Source organism: Enterobacter sp. BIGb0383, assembly GCF_003751845.1.
Classification (GTDB): Bacteria; Pseudomonadota; Gammaproteobacteria; order Enterobacterales; family Enterobacteriaceae; genus BIGb0383.
In genome coordinates this window covers 396,413-415,265 of the sequence record NZ_RJKQ01000001.1, presented here as the reverse complement: position 1 = coordinate 415,265, position 18,853 = coordinate 396,413, and the positions used below count along the sequence as shown (strand labels likewise).

At 57.2% G+C, this 18,853-nt stretch carries 20 protein-coding genes and 2 tRNA genes; 13 read left to right on the top strand and 9 right to left on the bottom strand.

Features of this window, described 5'->3' with window-relative positions; translation table 11 throughout:
• Positions 1-5: 5 nt before the first annotated feature.
• The 4 genes from EDF81_RS02065 to rnt all read left to right on the top strand — a co-directional run bounded on the left by EDF81_RS02065 (position 6) and on the right by rnt (position 3,006).
• Positions 6-605 carry a TetR/AcrR family transcriptional regulator gene (locus EDF81_RS02065; RefSeq protein ID WP_123345780.1) on the top strand — a complete coding sequence of 200 codons (600 nt, stop codon included), beginning with the start codon at positions 6-8 and terminating at the stop codon, positions 603-605.
• A gap of 53 nt (positions 606-658) precedes the next feature.
• Complete coding sequence (locus tag EDF81_RS02060) at positions 659-1,756, top strand: alkene reductase (protein WP_123345778.1); 1,098 nt, start codon at positions 659-661, stop codon at positions 1,754-1,756.
• A gap of 90 nt (positions 1,757-1,846) precedes the next feature.
• On the top strand, positions 1,847-2,254 hold the full coding sequence (gloA, locus tag EDF81_RS02055) for a lactoylglutathione lyase (protein WP_123345776.1): 408 nt from the start codon (positions 1,847-1,849) through the stop codon (positions 2,252-2,254).
• Positions 2,255-2,355: 101 nt separating this feature from the next.
• Entirely contained in the window at positions 2,356-3,006 is a 651-nt protein-coding gene (rnt, locus tag EDF81_RS02050) for a ribonuclease T (RefSeq protein WP_123345774.1), read from the top strand.
• Between the two features lie 30 nt (positions 3,007-3,036).
• Here rnt and EDF81_RS02045 read toward each other — a convergent pair whose 3' ends face one another.
• Positions 3,037-3,378, bottom strand: coding sequence for a Grx4 family monothiol glutaredoxin (locus EDF81_RS02045; protein ID WP_123345772.1), 342 nt, complete (start codon positions 3,376-3,378; stop codon positions 3,037-3,039).
• 292 nt (positions 3,379-3,670) lie between these two features.
• Between EDF81_RS02045 and EDF81_RS02040 the strand changes: the two genes are divergently transcribed.
• A complete protein-coding gene (locus EDF81_RS02040) occupies positions 3,671-4,492 on the top strand; it encodes a C40 family peptidase (protein ID WP_123345771.1) in 822 nt (273 codons plus the stop codon).
• Positions 4,493-4,526: 34 nt separating this feature from the next.
• Here the strand turns inward: EDF81_RS02040 and EDF81_RS02035 are convergent, their stop codons facing one another.
• Positions 4,527-5,696 carry an MFS transporter gene (locus EDF81_RS02035; protein WP_123345769.1) on the bottom strand — a complete coding sequence of 390 codons (1,170 nt, stop codon included), beginning with the start codon at positions 5,694-5,696 and terminating at the stop codon, positions 4,527-4,529.
• Positions 5,697-5,876: 180 nt separating this feature from the next.
• On the bottom strand, positions 5,877-5,966 hold the full coding sequence (locus EDF81_RS02030) for a YnhF family membrane protein (protein ID WP_123345767.1): 90 nt from the start codon (positions 5,964-5,966) through the stop codon (positions 5,877-5,879).
• A 295-nt stretch (positions 5,967-6,261) separates the two neighbouring features.
• Here EDF81_RS02030 and purR point away from each other — a divergent pair, with 295 nt between their 5' ends.
• Positions 6,262-7,287, top strand: coding sequence for an HTH-type transcriptional repressor PurR (purR, locus tag EDF81_RS02025; RefSeq protein WP_123345765.1), 1,026 nt, complete (start codon positions 6,262-6,264; stop codon positions 7,285-7,287).
• A gap of 22 nt (positions 7,288-7,309) precedes the next feature.
• On the opposite strand, the gene punR is transcribed toward purR, so the two are convergent.
• Entirely contained in the window at positions 7,310-8,221 is a 912-nt protein-coding gene (gene punR, locus EDF81_RS02020) for a DNA-binding transcriptional activator PunR (RefSeq protein WP_123345763.1), read from the bottom strand.
• 112 nt (positions 8,222-8,333) lie between these two features.
• On the opposite strand from punR, the gene punC reads away from it, so the two are divergent.
• Positions 8,334-9,515, top strand: coding sequence for a purine nucleoside transporter PunC (gene punC, locus EDF81_RS02015; RefSeq protein ID WP_123345761.1), 1,182 nt, complete (start codon positions 8,334-8,336; stop codon positions 9,513-9,515).
• A gap of 302 nt (positions 9,516-9,817) precedes the next feature.
• The gene (cfa, locus tag EDF81_RS02010) at positions 9,818-10,966 is read left to right on the top strand and encodes a cyclopropane fatty acyl phospholipid synthase (RefSeq protein ID WP_123345759.1); all 1,149 of its coding nucleotides are present in this window, start codon (positions 9,818-9,820) and stop codon (positions 10,964-10,966) included.
• 43 nt (positions 10,967-11,009) lie between these two features.
• On the opposite strand, the gene EDF81_RS02005 is transcribed toward cfa, so the two are convergent.
• The gene (locus tag EDF81_RS02005; protein ID WP_123345758.1) at positions 11,010-11,657 is read right to left on the bottom strand and encodes a riboflavin synthase subunit alpha; all 648 of its coding nucleotides are present in this window, start codon (positions 11,655-11,657) and stop codon (positions 11,010-11,012) included.
• 226 nt (positions 11,658-11,883) lie between these two features.
• Between EDF81_RS02005 and mdtK the strand changes: the two genes are divergently transcribed.
• From mdtK to EDF81_RS01990, 3 genes are all read left to right on the top strand, one after another.
• The gene (gene mdtK, locus EDF81_RS02000; RefSeq protein ID WP_123345756.1) at positions 11,884-13,257 is read left to right on the top strand and encodes an MdtK family multidrug efflux MATE transporter; all 1,374 of its coding nucleotides are present in this window, start codon (positions 11,884-11,886) and stop codon (positions 13,255-13,257) included.
• Positions 13,258-13,408: 151 nt separating this feature from the next.
• Positions 13,409-13,485, top strand: a tRNA-Val gene (locus tag EDF81_RS01995).
• Positions 13,486-13,494: 9 nt separating this feature from the next.
• Positions 13,495-13,571, top strand: a tRNA-Val gene (locus EDF81_RS01990).
• A 159-nt stretch (positions 13,572-13,730) separates the two neighbouring features.
• Here the strand turns inward: EDF81_RS01990 and EDF81_RS01985 are convergent.
• Entirely contained in the window at positions 13,731-14,702 is a 972-nt protein-coding gene (locus EDF81_RS01985) for an AEC family transporter (protein WP_123345754.1), read from the bottom strand.
• 244 nt (positions 14,703-14,946) lie between these two features.
• Here EDF81_RS01985 and EDF81_RS01980 point away from each other — a divergent pair, with 244 nt between their 5' ends.
• Entirely contained in the window at positions 14,947-15,303 is a 357-nt protein-coding gene (locus EDF81_RS01980) for a hypothetical protein (RefSeq protein ID WP_123345752.1), read from the top strand.
• A gap of 39 nt (positions 15,304-15,342) precedes the next feature.
• Here EDF81_RS01980 and EDF81_RS01975 read toward each other — a convergent pair whose 3' ends face one another.
• From EDF81_RS01975 to EDF81_RS01965, 3 genes are all read right to left on the bottom strand, one after another.
• Positions 15,343-16,065: an amino acid ABC transporter ATP-binding protein gene (locus EDF81_RS01975; protein WP_123345751.1), complete on the bottom strand. Its 723-nt coding sequence runs from the start codon at positions 16,063-16,065 to the stop codon at positions 15,343-15,345.
• Entirely contained in the window at positions 16,052-16,816 is a 765-nt protein-coding gene (locus EDF81_RS01970; RefSeq protein WP_123345749.1) for an amino acid ABC transporter permease, read from the bottom strand. The genes EDF81_RS01975 and EDF81_RS01970 overlap by 14 nt, the downstream gene beginning before the upstream one ends.
• A 68-nt stretch (positions 16,817-16,884) precedes the next feature.
• Entirely contained in the window at positions 16,885-17,652 is a 768-nt protein-coding gene (locus tag EDF81_RS01965) for a basic amino acid ABC transporter substrate-binding protein (protein ID WP_123345747.1), read from the bottom strand.
• Positions 17,653-17,829: 177 nt separating this feature from the next.
• Here EDF81_RS01965 and EDF81_RS01960 point away from each other — a divergent pair, with 177 nt between their 5' ends.
• Positions 17,830-18,831: a LacI family DNA-binding transcriptional regulator gene (locus EDF81_RS01960; RefSeq protein WP_123345745.1), complete on the top strand. Its 1,002-nt coding sequence runs from the start codon at positions 17,830-17,832 to the stop codon at positions 18,829-18,831.
• Positions 18,832-18,853 lie beyond the last annotated feature (22 nt).

Here is an 18,853-nt window from a genome sequence, read left to right as displayed (position 1 = left end):
CCAACATGAATAAAGCCCCAGAACATGATACCCGCGAACATATCCTCACTGTCGGTGAGCAGCTGTGCATGAGCCGCGGCTTCACCGGAATGGGATTGAGCGAGCTGCTGAAAACCGCAGGCGTGCCGAAAGGTTCGTTCTACCACTACTTTCGCTCTAAAGAAGCGTTTGGCGTTGCGATGCTTGAGCGGCACTTCGCCACTTATCATCGACGACTGCAGGAACATTTCGCCTCCGGCGACGGCACGGCCCGCGATCGTTTGCTGGCGTATTACCAGCACGCCCTCACCCAGTTTCGTCAGCAGGGCATTATCAGCGGCTGTCTGACGGTGAAGCTTTCGGCGGAAGTCTGCGATCTGTCGGAAGATATGCGCGGGGCGATGAATCGCGGTACCAGCGGAATTATTGCCCTGCTGGCGCAAACCCTCGACGAGGGACGCGACGAGCATAGTCTGACCTTTAACGGCGAGGCGTTTTCCCTGGCGCAGGTGCTCTATTCCCTGTGGCTCGGTGCCAATTTGCAGGCCAAAATTACCCGCACCACCCTGTCGCTGGAAAGCGCCCTGGCGGTGGTTGCAACCCTGATTGCTGCGCCTGAACGTTAACAGGCGTTTTTATTTACCCGAACACTAGCCGACCGGTCTACTCAGGAGTCATTATGTCCTCACAGAAGCTCTTTACCCCATTGAAAATCGGGCCCGTTACCGCACCGAACCGCGTCCTTATGGCCCCGCTGACCCGTCTGCGCAGCATTGAGCCGGGCGATATCCCGACCCCGCTGATGGTGGAATACTACCGCCAGCGTGCCAGCTCGGGCCTGATCATCAGCGAAGCCACCCAGATTTCCGCCCAGGCCAAAGGCTACGCGGGCGCGCCGGGTCTGCACAGCGAGGAACAGATCGCCGCGTGGAAGAAAATCACCGATGCCGTTCACGCTGAAGATGGCCGTATCGCCGTTCAGCTGTGGCACACCGGGCGTATTTCCCACCATACCCTCCAGCCAGGTGGGCAGGCTCCCGTTGCGCCTTCAGCCCTGAGCGCGGGCACTCGTACCTCGCTGCGTGACGAAAACGGCAACGCGATCCGCGTCGATACCTCTCTGCCGCGTGCGCTGGAACTGAGCGAAATCCCGGGTATCGTCGATGATTTCCGTCAGGCCGTTGCCAACGCCCGCGAAGCCGGTTTTGATATGGTCGAACTGCACTCCGCTCACGGCTACCTGCTGCACCAGTTCCTCTCTGAATCCTCCAACCAGCGTACCGATCAGTACGGTGGCAGCCTGGAAAACCGTGCACGCCTGGTGCTGGAAGTGGTCGATGCGGTCTGCAAAGAGTGGGCGCCGGAGCGTATCGGTATCCGCGTTTCGCCGGTCGGTTCGTTCCAGAACGTCGATAACGGTCCGAATGAAGAAGCGGAAGCGCTGTATCTGATCGAAGAGCTGAACAAGCGTGGTATCGCCTATCTGCATATGTCCGAGCCGGACTGGGCAGGCGGTCAGCCTTACACTGAAGCCTTCCGTCAGAAGGTTCGCCAGCACTTTAGCGGCCCGATCATCGGCGCAGGTGCCTATACGCCGGAAAAAGCGGAAGACCTGATTGGCAAAGGGCTGATCGATGCCGTTGCCTTTGGCCGTGATTACATCGCTAACCCGGACCTGGCCGCGCGTCTGGAACGCAAAGCCGCACTCAACCCGCAGCGGCCGGAAAGTTTCTACGGCGGCGGCGCGGAAGGCTATACCGATTACCCTTCACTGTAATCTGTTGATTGATAGCGGCCCGGAGTGGCCGCTATACTAAAACAACGTTTCTCCTTGTCCGGAAAGGACAAATTACCCGAAGAGGATTTTATGCGCTTACTTCACACCATGCTGCGCGTTGGCGATCTGCAACGTTCCATCGAGTTCTACACCAAAGTACTGGGAATGGATCTGCTGCGCACCAGCGAAAACACGGAGTATAAGTACTCTCTGGCATTCGTCGGCTACGGCCCGGAAAGCGAAGAAGCCGTGATTGAACTGACCTACAACTGGGGCGTTGATAAATACGACCTCGGCAATGCCTACGGCCATATCGCGCTGGGCGTGGATAACGCGGCAGAGGCCTGCGAACGCATTCGTAAGAATGGCGGCAACGTCACCCGTGAAGCCGGTCCGGTTAAAGGCGGCACTACCGTTATCGCCTTTGTCGAAGATCCTGACGGCTACAAAATCGAGCTGATCGAAGAGAAAGACGCCGGTAAAGGCCTGGGTAACTAATCTTTTCGGGCGTCATTCTGGCGCCCGCTGCATTTCCCCTGCTGCACCCGGCGGCAAAATTTGCCATAATGCCCGCTTCTTTTCCCTGGCAAGAGACCCTGATGTCCGATAATGCTCAACTCTCCGGTCTGTGTGGCCGTTTTCGTGGTTTTTATCCTGTTGTTATCGATGTTGAAACGGCGGGATTTAACGCAAAGACCGACGCGCTGCTTGAAATCGCCGCCGTCACGCTGAAAATGGATGAAGAGGGCTGGATGCTGCCGGACAGCACGCTGCATTTTCACGTCGAACCGTTCGAAGGGTCGATTTTGCAGCCGGAAGCGTTGGCGTTTAACGGGATCGATCCGAACAATCCCCTGCGCGGCGCAATCAGCGAACACGATGCCCTGCACGCCATCTTTAAAGCGGTGCGCAAAGGGATCAAGGACCAGGGCTGTAACCGGGCGATTATCGTGGCGCATAACGCCACCTTCGACCACAGTTTCCTGATGGCGGCGGCTGAACGCGCCTCCCTGAAGCGTAACCCGTTTCATCCGTTTGTGACCTTCGATACGGCAACCCTTAGCGGGCTGGCGCTGGGTCAGACGGTGCTGGCAAAAGCCTGCGCTGCGGCGGGTATGGAATTTGACAGCGCGCAGGCGCACTCGGCGCTGTACGATACCGAGCAAACCGCCCTGCTGTTCTGCGATATCGTCAACCGCTGGAAGCGTCTCGGCGGCTGGCCGCTGCCGGTACCAGACGAAACCGAGTGATAAAAAAAGCGACCCGAAGGTCGCTTTTTTTTATGCCTGAGGCTCAGCCGGATATTTGGCCGCGGTCTCTTTGATCAGCGTCTGCAGTTCACCGCGCTGATACATTTCAATAATGATGTCGCAGCCGCCAACCAGCTCGCCATCCACCCACAGCTGCGGGAAGGTCGGCCAGTTTGCGTACTTCGGCAGCTCAGCGCGAATATCCGGGTTCTGCAGAATATCAACATAGGCAAAACGCTCGCCGCAGGCGGACAGCGCCTGAACAGCCTGTGCGGAGAAGCCGCAGCTTGGCAGCTTCGGGGAGCCTTTCATATACAGCAGAATCGGGTTGCCAGAGATCTGGCTTTGGATTTTTTCAAGAGTCGTGCTCATTGCTTGCTTCCTTTAACTTCTTTTACGGCAGTAGTCTGACATTGTAGCGTTTCAGGCTCGCGACGGAAAATAACATTTTGTTCACTAACTGCTATTTTATCGTCTGACGCCATAAGTTGCTTTATAAATATCACTTTAACCCGCTAAACGGTGGGCTTTTGCTCAGTCGATAACGAAAGTGTTTAGAACTGTGAAAAGGCTATTAACATCGCCTCTTTTTATGCTTTAGAATCGACGCGTTTTGTATATCATTTGCAGACTCTATTTTCTGCATCTATCAGGGGAATGCTCAGTGGCGCGGATTACCACAACCTCGATCACACTCTGTGCTGTGCTCTTTGCATCGCTGGCCTTTACGCCATTAAGTCAGGCGTCTGAACAGACGCGGACGTCATCCGTGCAGAAAAAGAGTCTCGCGAAGGCGGACGAGCGGAAGAAAAAAACCACCACGAAGAAAGCCGCACCGGCAACCACCGCAAAGAAAAGCACCAAAAGCAGTAAACCCTCCTCCGGCAAGACCACCAGCAAGAAAACAACGCGCACCGCAGCAACCCAGAGCAAGAAAGTGACCAGTCGCCGGGCGAAGTCGACCGTCGCTGACGTTACCGCGCTTGAAAGGCCAAAAAACTGCACCCTGCTGAAAGGGCGTAAAAATAGCTGCCCGCGTGGAAAGGCACCGACTCTGAGCGCCGCGCATAAAGCCCGCGTGCAGAAAGCACAAAGCAAAGCGATGTCGAAGTTGATGAATCAGATCGGCAAACCTTACCGCTGGGGTGGCACTTCACCAAATACGGGTTTTGACTGCAGCGGGCTGGTCTATTACGCCTATAAAGATCTGGTCAAGTTCCGCATTCCGCGCACCGCCAATGAAATGTATCACCTGCGCGATGCCGCGCCCGTCGGGCGCAATGAACTGCAGAATGGCGATCTCGTCTTCTTCCGCACCCAGGGCCGTGGCACGGCGGATCACGTTGGGGTGTATGTCGGCAACGGCAAGTTTATCCAGTCGCCACGTACCGGCCAGGAAATCCAGATCACCTCGCTCAGCGAAGATTACTGGCAGCAGCGCTATGTCGGTGCTCGCCGCGTTATGACGCCAACGACCCTGCGTTAACAACCCTGCCGCCAGGCGGCAGGGTTTTCCTCTGTTACTGACTTGCGCAAACGGCGTCTTCTGTCGGTGTGCGCGAAGAGAACAGCACCACCAGCAGCGCCAGACCGGCAATGATCGCCCCCATCACCGGAACAAAACCGTAGCCCAGCCCGCCGGAGATCACCGCCCCGCCGGCCGCCGCACCCAGCGCGTTGCCCAGATTAAAGGCACCAATATTCACCGATGACGCCAGACCTGGCGCTTCGCTGGCCACGCGCATGACCCGCATTTGCAGCGGCGGAACCACCGCAAAGGTTGCCGCGCCCCACACAACCATACTGATGGCTGCACCGATTTCACTGCGTGCCAGAAGTGGGATCGCCAGCATGATGGCAATCAGCAGCAGCAGAAAACCTTTCAGGGTGCCGCTTACCGAACGGTCGGCCAGCTTGCCACCCAGGTAGTTACCCAGCGAGAAGCCGACGCCAATCAGCACCAGCATGGCGGTGACAAACAGCGGCGTCGCATCGGTGAGGGTATGCAGGACCGGTGCAATATAGGTATAAAGGGTGAACATCGCTCCGGCGCCGAGCACCGTTGTCAGCAGCGCGGCCAGTACCTGAGGACGCATCAGCACCGCCAGCTCCTTACGCACGTCCGGACGTTCGCCCGCATTGCCCGCCGGCAGAGAGAACCACAGGCTGAGCATCGACACCACGCCCAGTCCGGCAATGGCAAAGAACGCCATCCGCCAGCCGATGGTGTCGCCAAGCCAGGTCGCCGCTGGTACGCCGCCGACGTTAGCAATGGTCAGCCCCATAAACATGGTCGCGACGGCGCTGGCCTGCTTGCCCGGCGGAACGACGCTTGCCGCCACCACCGCGCCGAGGCCAAAGAATGCGCCGTGGTTAAGGCTGGTAATAATGCGCGCAATCATCAGGGTGGCGTAATCCGGCGCAATCGCCGACAGCACGTTGCCCAGGGTGAAGATCGCCATCAGAAAAATCAGCGCGCTGCGGCGGGCCCGATGAGAGAGCAGCAGCGTCATCAGCGGCGCCCCGACCATCACCCCGACGGCGTAGGCGCTGATCAGCATCCCGGCGGCCGGAATAGAGACGTCGACGCCTTTCGCAATGGTCGGCAGCAGCCCCATCGGTGAAAACTCGGTGGTGCCGATCCCAAACGCGCCGATCGCAAGCGCCAGCAGGGGAAAATTCACTTTCATTCAATGACTCCGGACAGGCTGACGAAGAGTGTCAGCACACTAGCAGAAGCCAAAAGGATGACATCAATCACAAAAAAACAGAAGTGAAGGTTATGGCAAAAGATTTTTGCGAATTTGAGAATAATGCGGCGTGCAGGGAGAGGCAGGTAAAGGGAGGGAGAAGACTCTCCCTCTGGTCACTCAGTTCAGCGCAGCCGTCAGTGCGCCGGCAACGATCAGGCTCAACACGATAACCGTGGTGTAGAGCGAAAACTTAAGGTCTGTACTCATCAATTTTTCTCCTTTTAATTCCCACAAGAAAAGTGAGCTCGATCATTCTTGCACAGTTGACTGCAAAAATCTGCACACTTTTAGAGGGATGGAGAGTATTTTCTCTTCCCCTTTGCGCCAGGATAAGACAAAATTCGACGCTAATTTAGAAGCGTACCGGCCATTGAACCCCTCCCCGACGTCCTGTGTCGTTTTCCCGGCTTATGCAATCCCCTGGATTGTGCCGAGGGTGTGTAAAGGCAAACGTTTACCTTTAGGATTCACAGGCGTTCGGGCCGGGTCTGGAGTGACATGAATGGCGACAATTAAAGATGTTGCGAAACGCGCAAACGTTTCCACTACAACTGTATCACACGTTATTAACAAAACCCGTTTCGTGGCCGAAGAGACGCGCAACGCGGTGTGGGCAGCGATTAAAGAACTCCATTATTCGCCCAGCGCCGTTGCCCGCAGCCTGAAGGTCAATCACACCAAGTCGATTGGCCTGCTGGCCACCAGCAGCGAAGCCCCCTATTTTGCGGAAATTATTGAAGCCGTTGAGAAACACTGTTTCGAGAAGGGCTATACCCTGATCCTCGGCAACGCCTGGAATAACCTCGAAAAACAGCAGGCCTATCTGTCGATGATGGCGCAAAAGCGCGTCGACGGTCTGCTGGTGATGTGTTCCGAATACCCTGCTCCGCTGCTCACCACGCTGGAAGAGTATCGCCATATCCCGATGGTGGTAATGGACTGGGGCGAGGCCAAAGCGGACTTTACCGATTCGGTGATTGATAACGCCTTTGAAGGCGGCTATATGGCCGGTCGGTATCTGATCGAACGCGGCCACCGCGAAATCGGTGTGATCCCCGGCGCGCTTGAGCGCAACACCGGCGCAGGTCGTCTGGCGGGCTTTATGAAAGCAATGGAAGAAGCGCTGATAAACGTTCCGGAAAACTGGATTGTCCAGGGTGACTTCGAGCCGGAGTCCGGCTATCGCGCAATGCAGCAGATCCTTGGCCAGAGCCATCGCCCGACCGCCGTTTTCTGCGGCGGCGATATTATGGCGATGGGTGCGCTGTGCGCCGCGGATGAGATGGGTCTGCGCGTGCCGCAGGATGTCTCGCTGATCGGCTATGACAACGTGCGCAACGCCCGCTTCTTTACCCCGGCGCTGACCACCATTCACCAGCCGAAAGATTCGCTGGGGGAAACCGCCTTCGGCATGCTGATGGATCGTATCGTCAATAAGCGCGAAGAGTCCCAGTCTATTGAGGTGCATCCGCGCCTGATCGAGCGTCGCTCGGTGGCCGACGGTCCTTTCCGCGACTATCGCCGCTAATTCTCCTGCTGTCGGGAGCCGCTTACGCCGGTTCCCGCAGCCATTCCCTGTTCAGCGTCTCGCTATCCCCCAGATACTCCAGCAGCCAGCTTAAGGCCGGAGAGACATCATTTTGCTGCCAGGTCAGGCAGCAGGCGGCGTCAGGGAAGGGATTTTCCAGCTCCAGCGCCACCCACTCCCCGCGATCCAGCCACGGACGGGAAAAGTGCGACGGCACCATACCGATGCACAGCCCCGCTGAGAGGCAGGTCGCCGACGATTCCCAGTCCGGCACCACCAGCCGTTTCTGGTTATCCAGCAGCCAGGTAATACGCTTCGGCAGCGAACGGGAGGTGTCTTCACTCACCAGCGAAGGCCAGTTGCGCAACGTATCGTCGCTGAGCGGCCCTGACATCTTCGCCAGCGGGTGATGGCTGGCGACCACGCAATCCCAGTTCAGCATGCCCATATCGCGAAACGCATAGCGTCCCCCGACGGGAATCGCCTGCGTCGCCCCAATGGCCAGTTCGGCCCGGCCATCGGAGAGCGCATCCCAGACGCCGTTAAAGACCTCCTGCTGCACAATCAGCTCGACATCATCAAAGTGGCGATAAAAATCCACGATCAGCTGCCGGGTACGTTCGGGCTTTACAATGTTATCCACCGCAATGGCCAGCTGGCCGCGCCAGCCGTTGGCGATCTGCTGACACTGCTGGCGGGTGATCTGCATTTTTTTGACAACAGAACGCCCTTCCTTCAAAAAACAGGCCCCGGCGGGCGTGAGGATCACGTCCCGATGACGGCGTTCAAACAGCGGCACCGCGAGCCACTCCTCCAGCTGACGCACGGTATAGCTGACGGCCGAAGGCACGCGGTGCAGCTCCTGGGCCGCCGCGCTAAAGCTGCCGGTGCGGGCGACAGCATCAACCACTTCAAGGGAATATTCTGACCACATTTTCTGCCTGCAAAAAATTTGAAACCTGTTCGCAAATATTAGCGTTTCACAAGCCGGAATGCACTCTCTACACTCCGGCGCATCGTAACCTGCAGTAAAGAAGAGAGAAGAGATGCAACCAGGAAGAGGTTTTTTAGTCTGGCTGGCCGGCCTTAGCGTCATTAGTTTTCTGGCGACCGACATGTATTTACCGGCCTTTGCCGCCATTCAGACGGACTTACAGATCCCGGCAGCGGCGGTCAGCGCCAGCCTGAGCGTCTTCCTGGCGGGCTTTGCCGTGGCGCAGCTGGTCTGGGGACCGCTCTCCGATCGCTACGGGCGCAAGCCCATTCTGCTTAGCGGGCTAAGCCTGTTTGCCGTTGCCTGTATCGGGATGCTGTGGGTCAGCGACGCCACCACCCTGCTGGTCCTGCGCTTTATGCAGGCCGTGGGTGTTTGCGCCGCGGCGGTCTGCTGGCAAGCGATGGTCACGGATTACTATCCTGCCCAGCGTACCAACCGTATTTTCGCCACCATTATGCCGCTGGTAGGGCTGTCCCCAGCCCTGGCGCCGCTGCTTGGCAGCTGGCTGCTGGCCCATTTTAGCTGGCAGTCTATTTTCGCGACCCTGTTTATTATTACCCTGCTGCTGATGCTGCCCGCCCTGCGCCTGCCTAAGCCCACGCAGAAGGCCGCACACCGTGGTGAACGTCTGACCTGGATGACCCTGCTGCGTTCCGCCTCCTGGCGCGGCAACGTGCTGATTTACGCGGCCTGCTCCGCCAGCTTCTTTGCCTGGCTGACCGGCTCGCCGTTTATTCTTGATGCGATGGGCTATGGCCCTGGGGCGATTGGTCTGAGCTACGTGCCGCAGACTATCGCCTTCCTGGTCGGTGGCTACGGCTGTCGCGCCGCGCTGCAAAAATGGTCTGGCCCGCGAATGCTGCCGTGGCTGCTGACTATCTATGCCATCAGCGTGATCGGGACCTGGGTGGCAGGCTGGTTTGCCCCGACGTCGCTGACCTTGCTGCTAATCCCCTTCTGTCTGATGGCGATGGTCAATGGCGCTATCTACCCTATCGTGGTCGCCGAAGCCCTACGTCCCTTCGCCCATGCCAGCGGACGTGCCGCCGCGCTGCAGAATACGCTCCAGCTGGGTCTGTGCTTCTTCGCCAGCCTGGTGGTCTCCTGGCTTATCGCCACCCCGCTGCTGAGCACCACCAGCGTGATGCTGGCGACGGCGGTACTGGCGATCCTCGGCTACTTCATGCAGGCGCGCGCGGCGGCGGTTAGCGCGGAGCCGCTGCACTCCTGAGGGCTGTGCGCCCTCTAAGCCCGGAAAAGTCATATTAATTAGGCTGCTACATATTTTTATTGAACCCATAAAAATTGCAGCCTATACTAAATTTCGTTTTGACGAAGGTCACACTTTCACCTTTTGACGGGTCGCGGATCTCACCCGTTTCTCCCATGGACGGTTTGTCAGTCAGGGAGTCTCCCTCTCTCTTTTCTACGTCGGATAGCAGTCTCACGGAGCTTCCGTGGGTTTTCTCACATACCAAAGAATGCGTCTACGCCGCCTGACGTTCCCGGTCACCCGGTTGTGATGGAGAAGCTATGAGCACATCGTGTATAGAAGACATCGAACTACAGGACGATAACTGGTTTCGCATCGCCAGCGAATTACTGAACCGCGCAGGGATCGCCGTTAACGGCTCCGCCCCTCACGATATCCAGGTTAAGAACCCACTCTTTTTTAAACGCGTACTTCGGCAGGGCTCAATGGGCCTTGGCGAGAGCTATATGGACGGCTGGTGGCACTGTGACCGGCTGGATATCTTCTTCCATAAAGTGCTGCGCGCCGGGCTGGAAAACCAGCTTCCCCGCCATCTCAAAGATACCCTGCGTATCGCCGCCGCCCGCCTGCTTAATCTGCAAAGTAAAAAACGCGCCTGGATTGTCGGTAAAGAGCACTACGATCTCGGCAACGACCTCTTTAGCCGGATGCTCGACCCCTTTATGCAGTACTCCTGCGGCTACTGGAAAGAGGCCGCTACCCTTGAAGATGCCCAGCAGGCCAAGCTGAAAATGATTTGCGAAAAATTGCAGCTGAAGCCGGGGATGCGGGTACTGGATATTGGCTGCGGCTGGGGCGGACTGGCGCAGTATATGGCCCTGCACTATGGCGTCAGCGTGACCGGCGTGACCATCTCCGCCGAGCAGCAAAAGATGGCTCAGGCGCGCTGCGAGGGCCTGGACGTTACGATTCTGCTCCAGGACTACCGTGAGCTGAACGATCACTTTGACCGGATTGTCTCCGTCGGGATGTTTGAGCACGTGGGTCCCAAAAACTACGCGACCTGGTTTGACGTCGTGGACCGCAATCTGAAGCCGAACGGGCTGGTTCTGCTGCATACCATCGGCTCGCAGAAAACGGATAATAACGTCGATCCCTGGATCAATAAGTATATTTTCCCCAACGGCTGTCTGCCGTCGGTGCAGCATATTGCTCACGCCAGCGAAGCGCATTTCGTGATGGAAGACTGGCATAATTTTGGCGCGGACTATGACCGGACGCTTATGGAGTGGCATAAACGGTTTATCGGCAGCTGGCCGGACATCGCGGAGAACTACTCTGAGCGTTTCAAAAAAATGTTCAGCTACTATCTTAACGCCTGCGCCGGGGCGTTTCGCGCACGCGATATTCAGCTCTGGCAAGTGGTATTTTCACGCGGGATTGAGAAGGGTTTGCGGGTGGCCCGCTAGGGTGTGAACGGCGCATCCGGGGATGGGTGCGCCGGATTAAAGCTTACTCGTCGCTGGAAGCTACCTGACGCACAGCCGCAGCCTCTTTCGCCGCCAGCACGCGCTCGACCGTATCCACCACCGCCTGGGTCTGCGGGTCGATTTCAATATTCACCCGATGACCCAGTTTTTTCTTGCCGAGCGTCGTACGCTGCAGCGTTTCCGGGATCAAATGCACCGAGAAACGTGACGCTGTCACCTCACCTACCGTCAGGCTGATACCGTCAATGCCGATAAAGCCTTTATAGAGGATATATTTCATCAGCGCCGGATCGGCCACTTTAAACCAGATCTGGCGGTTATTTTCCGAGGTCAGGATCTTCGCCACTTCGGCGGTGGTCATAATATGACCGGACATCAGATGCCCGCCAATCTCGTCGCTGAACTTTGCCGCACGCTCAACGTTGACCACATCGCCCTCGGTCAGCTCCCCGAGGTTGGTGATGCGCAACGTCTCTTTCATCAAATCAAAGCTAATCTGGTTACCGTTGATGGCGGTAACCGTCAGGCAGCAGCCGTTGTGCGCAACCGAGGCGCCGGTTTCAATCCCGCCCAACATATCGTCGGGTAACTCCACCACGTGGGTACGGAAGTTCGGTTTTTCATCAATAGACACCACTTTTGCAGTGCCCTGCACAATGCCAGTAAACATGCTCGCTCCTGTGATCCAGCCATAGGGTCTGTCCCCATTCTCTGGTACAGCACAATAACAGGTGGAAAAAGAGGTTGCCAGCCTGTCTGCCCCCTGCGCGGTGATTTCACTAGATAAATAGCCAATCCTCGCTACAATAGCTCGCATATCCCCCACTACTTCTTCCTGCTGCCAGCGACGGCGGCTTTTTTGTCTCTTCAATAACAACAATCTATAAGGTGTTCACGTGCAGAAGTACTTCAGTGAAGCGCGTCAGTTATTAGCCCTTGCGATCCCGGTGATCATCGCCCAGGTCGCGCAGACGTCGATGGGCTTTGTCGATACGGTGATGGCGGGCGGCTACAGCGCCACCGATATGGCTGCGGTGGCCATCGGCACCTCGGTCTGGCTGCCGGCCATTCTGTTCGGCCACGGCCTGCTGCTGGCGATGACGCCGGTGATTGCCCAGCTTAACGGCTCCGGCCGCCGCGATCGTATCCATCATCAGGTGCGTCAGGGCTTCTGGCTGGCGGGATTCGTCTCGATTCTGATTATGGTCGTGCTGTGGAACGCGGGCTATATCATTGGTTCGATGCACAATATCGACCCGCAGCTTGCGGATAAAGCCGTTGGCTATCTGCGTGCGCTGCTGTGGGGCGCGCCGGGGTATCTCTTCTTCCAGGTCGCACGTAACCAGTGTGAAGGGCTGGCGAAAACCAAACCCGGCATGGTAATTGGCTTCCTCGGGCTGCTGGTCAATATTCCGGTCAACTATATCTTTATTTACGGCCACTTCGGGATGCCGGAACTCGGCGGCGTCGGCTGCGGCGTGGCCACGGCGGCGGTGTACTGGTTTATGTTCGTCACCATGATTAACTGGACCAGACGCGCCCGCTCTATGCGCGATATCCGCAACACAGCGGTCCAGAGTAAGCCAGATTTCGCCGTGCTGCTGCGTCTGAGCCAGTTGGGTCTGCCTATCGCCCTGGCCCTGTTCTTCGAAGTCACCCTGTTTGCGGTTGTGGCGCTGCTGGTCTCGCCGCTGGGAATTGTTGACGTTGCCGGACACCAGATAGCCCTGAACTTTAGCTCGCTGATGTTTGTCCTGCCGATGTCGCTGGCGGCCGCGGTGACCATCCGCGTGGGCTATCGCCTGGGTCAGGGTTCGACGCTGGATGCGCAGGTGGCGGCCCGTACTGGCCTTGCCGTCGGTGTCACCATGGCATTCTTTACCGCCCTGTTTACCGTGACCCTGCGCGAGAATATCGCCCTGTTGTATAACGATAACCCGGAAGTGATCACCCTCGCCGCCCAGCTGATGCTGCTGGCCGCGGTGTATCAGCTTTCAGATTCGATTCAGGTGATCGGCAGCGGCATTTTGCGCGGCTATAAAGATACCCGTTCGATCTTCTTTATCACCTTCACCGCTTACTGGGTGCTGGGACTGCCGAGCGGTTACATCCTGGCCCTGACCGACCTGGTGGTCGACAGAATGGGTCCGGCAGGTTTCTGGATTGGTTTTATTATCGGCCTGACCGCCGCCGCCGTGCTGATGATGCTGCGTATGCGCTTCCTGCAGCGCCAGCCGTCCAGCCTGATTTTGCAACGCGCCGCACGTTAATTATCCAGCCGCCGCCCGTCGGCGGCGATTTTCTCTCCATTTTGCGCAGTTGTTCCGCAATCGAGTGAAATCTGAAAGAAAAATCCGTTTTACCTCTTGCAAGCCACCTGAGCTGCCGCTAATATTCGTCCCCGTTGTCCAGTACAGCAATGCGTTCATAGCTCAGTTGGTTAGAGCACCACCTTGACATGGTGGGGGTCGTTGGTTCGAGTCCAATTGAACGCACCATTCTTCAGTGCGTCCGTAGCTCAGTTGGTTAGAGCACCACCTTGACATGGTGGGGGTCGGTGGTTCGAGTCCACTCGGACGCACCATTTCAGCAGTAAGTCTTCGTTTTATCTTCCTGATTATCACTTTTAAATAACGACCACGTTATCGTTGATGGTCTATGAATACATTGCCATTCAGTAAGCCCCTTTCGGTCACATCCTGGTAGAAGCCAATTTGCAGTCCCCGGCCAGTGACGCATAGGGTCAGTAAGCCGGATAAAAATGACTCATCAGCAGCATCAGCAGAGGCGTACTCAGGGTTGAAATCAGGGTGGAGATCAGCATGCTGGCGGCGGTGGTGCCCTGCATAACGCCAAATTTCTGCGCCATCAGATAGACGTTCACACCCACCGCCATCGAGCCGAGCAGAACCACAACCTGGCTCTCTTCGCGGGGCAGATGAAGCAGCAGCGCCAGGCCCCAGATCACCGCAGGCATCAGGGCCAGTTTCAGCAGGCAGATAGCCGCACTCTCTTTCAGGCCCTGGCGGATTTGATACTGTGAAAGGCTCATACCCAGCGTGACCAGCGTAAGCGGGGCCGATACCTGTCCCAGCATACTTACCGGGGTATCGATAATCGTTGGCAGCGGTCGCTGTAGTGCGCTCCAGACAAAGCCGCTAAAGATGCCGATAATCAGCGGATTGCGCAGCACGCTGAGCAGCGTCCGGCTGATACCCCGCAGTGAAAAGCTACCGTTCTGCGCCCACTCCACCGAAACCGTCACCAGCGTCCAGAGGATCAGGCTGTTAAAGACCAGCACCAGCGCCACGGAGGAAAGACTCGACTGACCGAGCAGAATAATCGCCACCGGAATACCGAGCATGACGTTATTAGAAAAGATCCCCCCAAGGCTGAAGACCGAGGCGGAGACTACATCCATTTGAAACAGCGTGCGGGCCACAACCCGTCCCACCAGCCAGACGATAAAACAGCTGCCGAAGTAAGCAACCAGCAGGCGCGCATCCACCGGCGGACTCTGGTAGAAGTTGCTCATGACTTTAAAGAGCATACAGGGCAGCGCGACGCTAAAGCAGAAGCGGTTTAAGCCTTCGCTTACCGAGGCAGGCCAGCCGGCAAAACGCCCAAGCGCAAAGCCAAGCGCGATAAGAACAATCAGCGGGGTGGAGAGGAGTATCTGGTTCCAGAGCTGTGCAAAGAAGCTGAGCGATTCCATCCGTTACTCTACCGTTTCGGGGTTTTCAGACCGGGGTTATTGTCGGCAGTATAAGAGATACCTGCCGTTTTACAATCATTTACGTTGCCCCCTCCCGCTTCGCTTTGCCCTGTGCAGGGCGGGGGCGGATGTAAAGAAATTCCCTGTCCGCCCTCCGCGGCTGTAGGGCCGACAGCCGCATCTGGAACCGCCCCGGTCGGCTGTGGTCTACTCTGCGGCATTGATGACGGAACAGGAAACGAAAATGAATAAACTGGCTATTCTGGCGCTAAGCACTCTTTCTCTGGCGCTTGTCGCCTGCGATGACGCAAGCAAAGAGAAACTGAACGCCACCGTTGAAGAGGCAAAGCAGCACGCTACCGGTCTGCAGGAGGAGGCGGAAAGCCGCACTCAGGCACTGACGGATTCAGCGAGTGACGCATGGCAAAAGACCAAAGACCAGGCTCAGTCCAGCGTCACGGAACTGGTGCCGGAACAGATCCAGCAGGCAAAAGATAAAGTGGCGGCGGTCGGGGATCTCACCGTGTCGGATCTGCTGGGGATGGGGGATTCAGAGAACGAACAGGACGCGGCTCAGGGCCCCGAAGAAGACGAGAACTGATAAACAGCAGCCTCTCTCCGTAAAGAGAGGCTGCCAGCATTAAAGCACTTTACTGAGAAATGCCGCGGTGCGCGGATTCTGCGGGGCGGTAAAGATCTGTTCCGGCGTGCCTTCTTCCTGAATCACACCCTGGTCGATAAAGATAACCCGGTCCGCCACTTCACGGGCAAAGCCCATTTCATGGGTTACGATAACCATGGTCATACCGTCGCTAGCGAGGTTTTTCATCACTTCCAGCACATCCCCCACCAGCTCAGGGTCGAGCGCCGACGTCGGCTCATCAAACAGCATAATCGACGGGTTCATTGCCAGCGCCCGGGCAATCGCCACGCGCTGCTGCTGCCCGCCGGAAAGGCTGGATGGCCAGGCATCGCGCTTATCGCTCAGGCCGACTTTCTCCAGCAGCGTCTGCGCCAGGCTCTCAGCCTGCGACCGGCTCATCCCCTGCAGCGCCTGAGGGGCCATCATCAGGTTTTCCAGTACCGTCTTATGCGGGAACAGGTTAAAACGCTGGAAGACCATACCCACGCTTTCACGCATTTTATTCAGATCCGTGGTCCGGTCGTGTACGGCAAAACCGTTAACCACCACTTCCCCTTCACTCACCGTTTCCAGCGCGTTCATACAGCGCAGGAAGGTACTCTTCCCGGAGCCGGACGGTCCGATCACGCAGACGACTTCCTGAGGGCGAATATCACAGCTGATCCCGCGTAGAACGTGGCTGTCGCCAAAGTGTTTATGCAGATTATTAATGTGAATCACTTTTGCCTAACCCCTTTTCCAGTCGGTTAACCACCTGCGCCAGCAGGAATGTAATGACCCAGTAGACCAGGGAGATGGCCAGGTAGGGTTCCCAGTAGGTCGCATACGCGCCAGACACCGTACGCGCGGCATAGGCGAGATCGGCCAGACCAATCGCCGAGGCCAGCGAGGAGTCTTTAACAATCGCGATGGCATTATTGCCGAGCGGCGGAAGGATACGGCGAAACGCCTGTGGCAGGATCACCTGGCGCATGGTTTTCCACCACGGCATTCCCAGCGCTCTGGAGGCTTCCATCTGCCCTTTGTCGATGGACTGGATCCCGGCGCGGAAGATTTCCGAGACGTAGGCGCCCGCATTCAGGGTGATGGCGACAACACAGGAGAGAAACGCACCGTACTCGGAGCGCAGTCCGCGCGCTACATCGCTGCTCATCAGACCGCTGGTGACCAGCAGGCCGTCACGCGGGTTGATAAACAGCGGGACCAGGGCGAAATGGACCACCATGATTTGCACAAACAGCGGCGTACCGCGAAAGGCGCTGACGTAAAAGCGCACCGGGAACTGAACCAGGTAGCGCAGAATATAGTGCCAGGGTCCGTGATCGGCTTTCGCCATACGTCCGAGGCCCAGCGTTAAGCCCCACAGCGTACCGAGGAATACGCAAATAATGGTGCATTTGATGGTCATCCAGGCGCCTTCCATAAACAGCGGCGCATACTCCTGGAGGATCTCCCAACGGAATCCCGTCATGGTGTTTTCCCTGAAAAAATACGGCTATCGCAAAACATCGCGATAGCCGGAATTAGCAACAGCCGTGATTACTGCGCAGGCAGCGTCGGCACGTTCTCGTCAAACCAGTTCTTATAGATGGTGGCGTAGGTACCGTCAGCCACGATCTTTTTCAGACCGCTATTGATTTTATTGCGCAGCTCTTCGTTACCTTTCGCCACGGCAATACCGAAATACTGACGCTCAAACTTCGCATCCGGCACCAGTTTGAACTGCTTTTCCGGGTGCTGTTTGATGTAGTACTTCACCACGCCCACATCGCCCACAGCAGCGCTGACGCCGTCTTCATACAGCTCCTGCAGCATCAGCGGGGTATTATCAAAACGCTTAATCGAGGTGCTGTTTTTGCCCAGCACGTCAGAAACGACGATATCGCCGGTGCTGGAGTTAACTACCCCAACCTTCTCGGTTTTCAGCGCGTCCAGCGAGGTGACTTTCGAGTCGGTCGGCACCACGATGGACTGCTCTGCCGGGAAGTACGGCGCGGAGAAATCAACCATCTGCTTACGCTTATCGGTGATGGTGATCCCGGAAATAATAATGTCGCGATCGCCAGATCCGAGGGTCGCGAAGATGCCTTCCCATGGGGTGTTGACCAGCTTAACGTTAAAGTTTTCTGCTTTAGCGATGGCTTTAATAATATCGATATCAAAACCTTCCAGCTGTTTCTGGCTGTTTTCAAATTCAAACGGACGATAGGTGCCGCCGGAACCGACAATATAGGTTTCCTGTGCAGCGTATGCAGCCCCTGAAAATGCGGCGACCAGACAGCACGCCTGCAATAATTTCCCGATCATTTTAACCCCTGTTTATGCATAATTTCTGCATAAAAATACACACTGCGCGACCGCAACGCAACCGTTAAACGGCGTGCTTTCGGTAAAACGTCATTTGCGAGTCATAAATCTGACATCTGTCCTGCCTATGCTGCGCCCAATGAGATCGATCTCATTTGCGTATTCAGAGAGGGACGAATGACAGATTTACTCAGCGTTGCACGCCTTGCCGGCGTCTCACGTGCCACCGCCGCCCGCGCCTTTGCCGAGCCTGAAAAGGTGCGGGAAAGTACGCGGGAAAAAGTGTATGCCGCCTCAAACACGCTGGGTTTTCGTCCCAACTATGTCGCGCGCCAGCTGCGCACCCAGTCGACGCGGATTATTGGCGTAATGCTGCCCACCCTGAGCAACCCGGTATTCAGCGAACAGCTTCAGGCGATGGAGAATCTCGCCCGCGAACACGGCTACTCGCTGATGGTTGCCACCACCGACTATCACCCGGACCGGGAATCGGTCGTGCTGGAGAATATGCTACGCCAGCGGGTTGACGGACTGATCCTCACCGTGGCGAATGCACAGCACAGTCCCTGCCTGGATCTGCTCTCCCGCGAGGCGCTTCCGGTGGTGCTGGCCCATAACCCGGATGCGCCCTCACCTTTTGTTACCGTCAGCGTGGATAACCAGCGTGCTATGTATCAGGCCACCCGCCATCTGCTGACGCTGGGCCACCAGAGGATCGGCATGATTGCCGGGCCGGTACAGCAGTCGGATCGCGCCAGCCTGCGCTATCAGGGCTACTGCCAGGCGGTAGAGGAAGCAGGCCATTCACCGCTGCCGCTGATTGAGATGCCGCACCATACGCGGGCGGATATTAACGTGCTGCTGCCGTGGATTGCCGCCCCGTCTTCTCTCACCGCCCTGCTGTGCTCGAACGACCTGCTGGCGATCAGCACCATCGGCAATCTGCAGCGCCGCGGTTTTAACGTGCCGCAGCAGGTCTCGGTGGTGGGATTTGACGGGATCCAGCTTGGCGAAATGCTTTGCCCGTCGCTGTGCACTATTGAACAACCGCAGCAGGCGCTTGGCGAAGCCGCCCTGACCAGCCTGCTGGCGTTGATATCCGGCGAAGCCAGCCCCTGCCGGACCCTCGATTTTACCCTGCGTCATGGCGAAAGCGTCGCCAGGGCGCAGATTTTATGATGTTCCAACACCCGGGAAATCC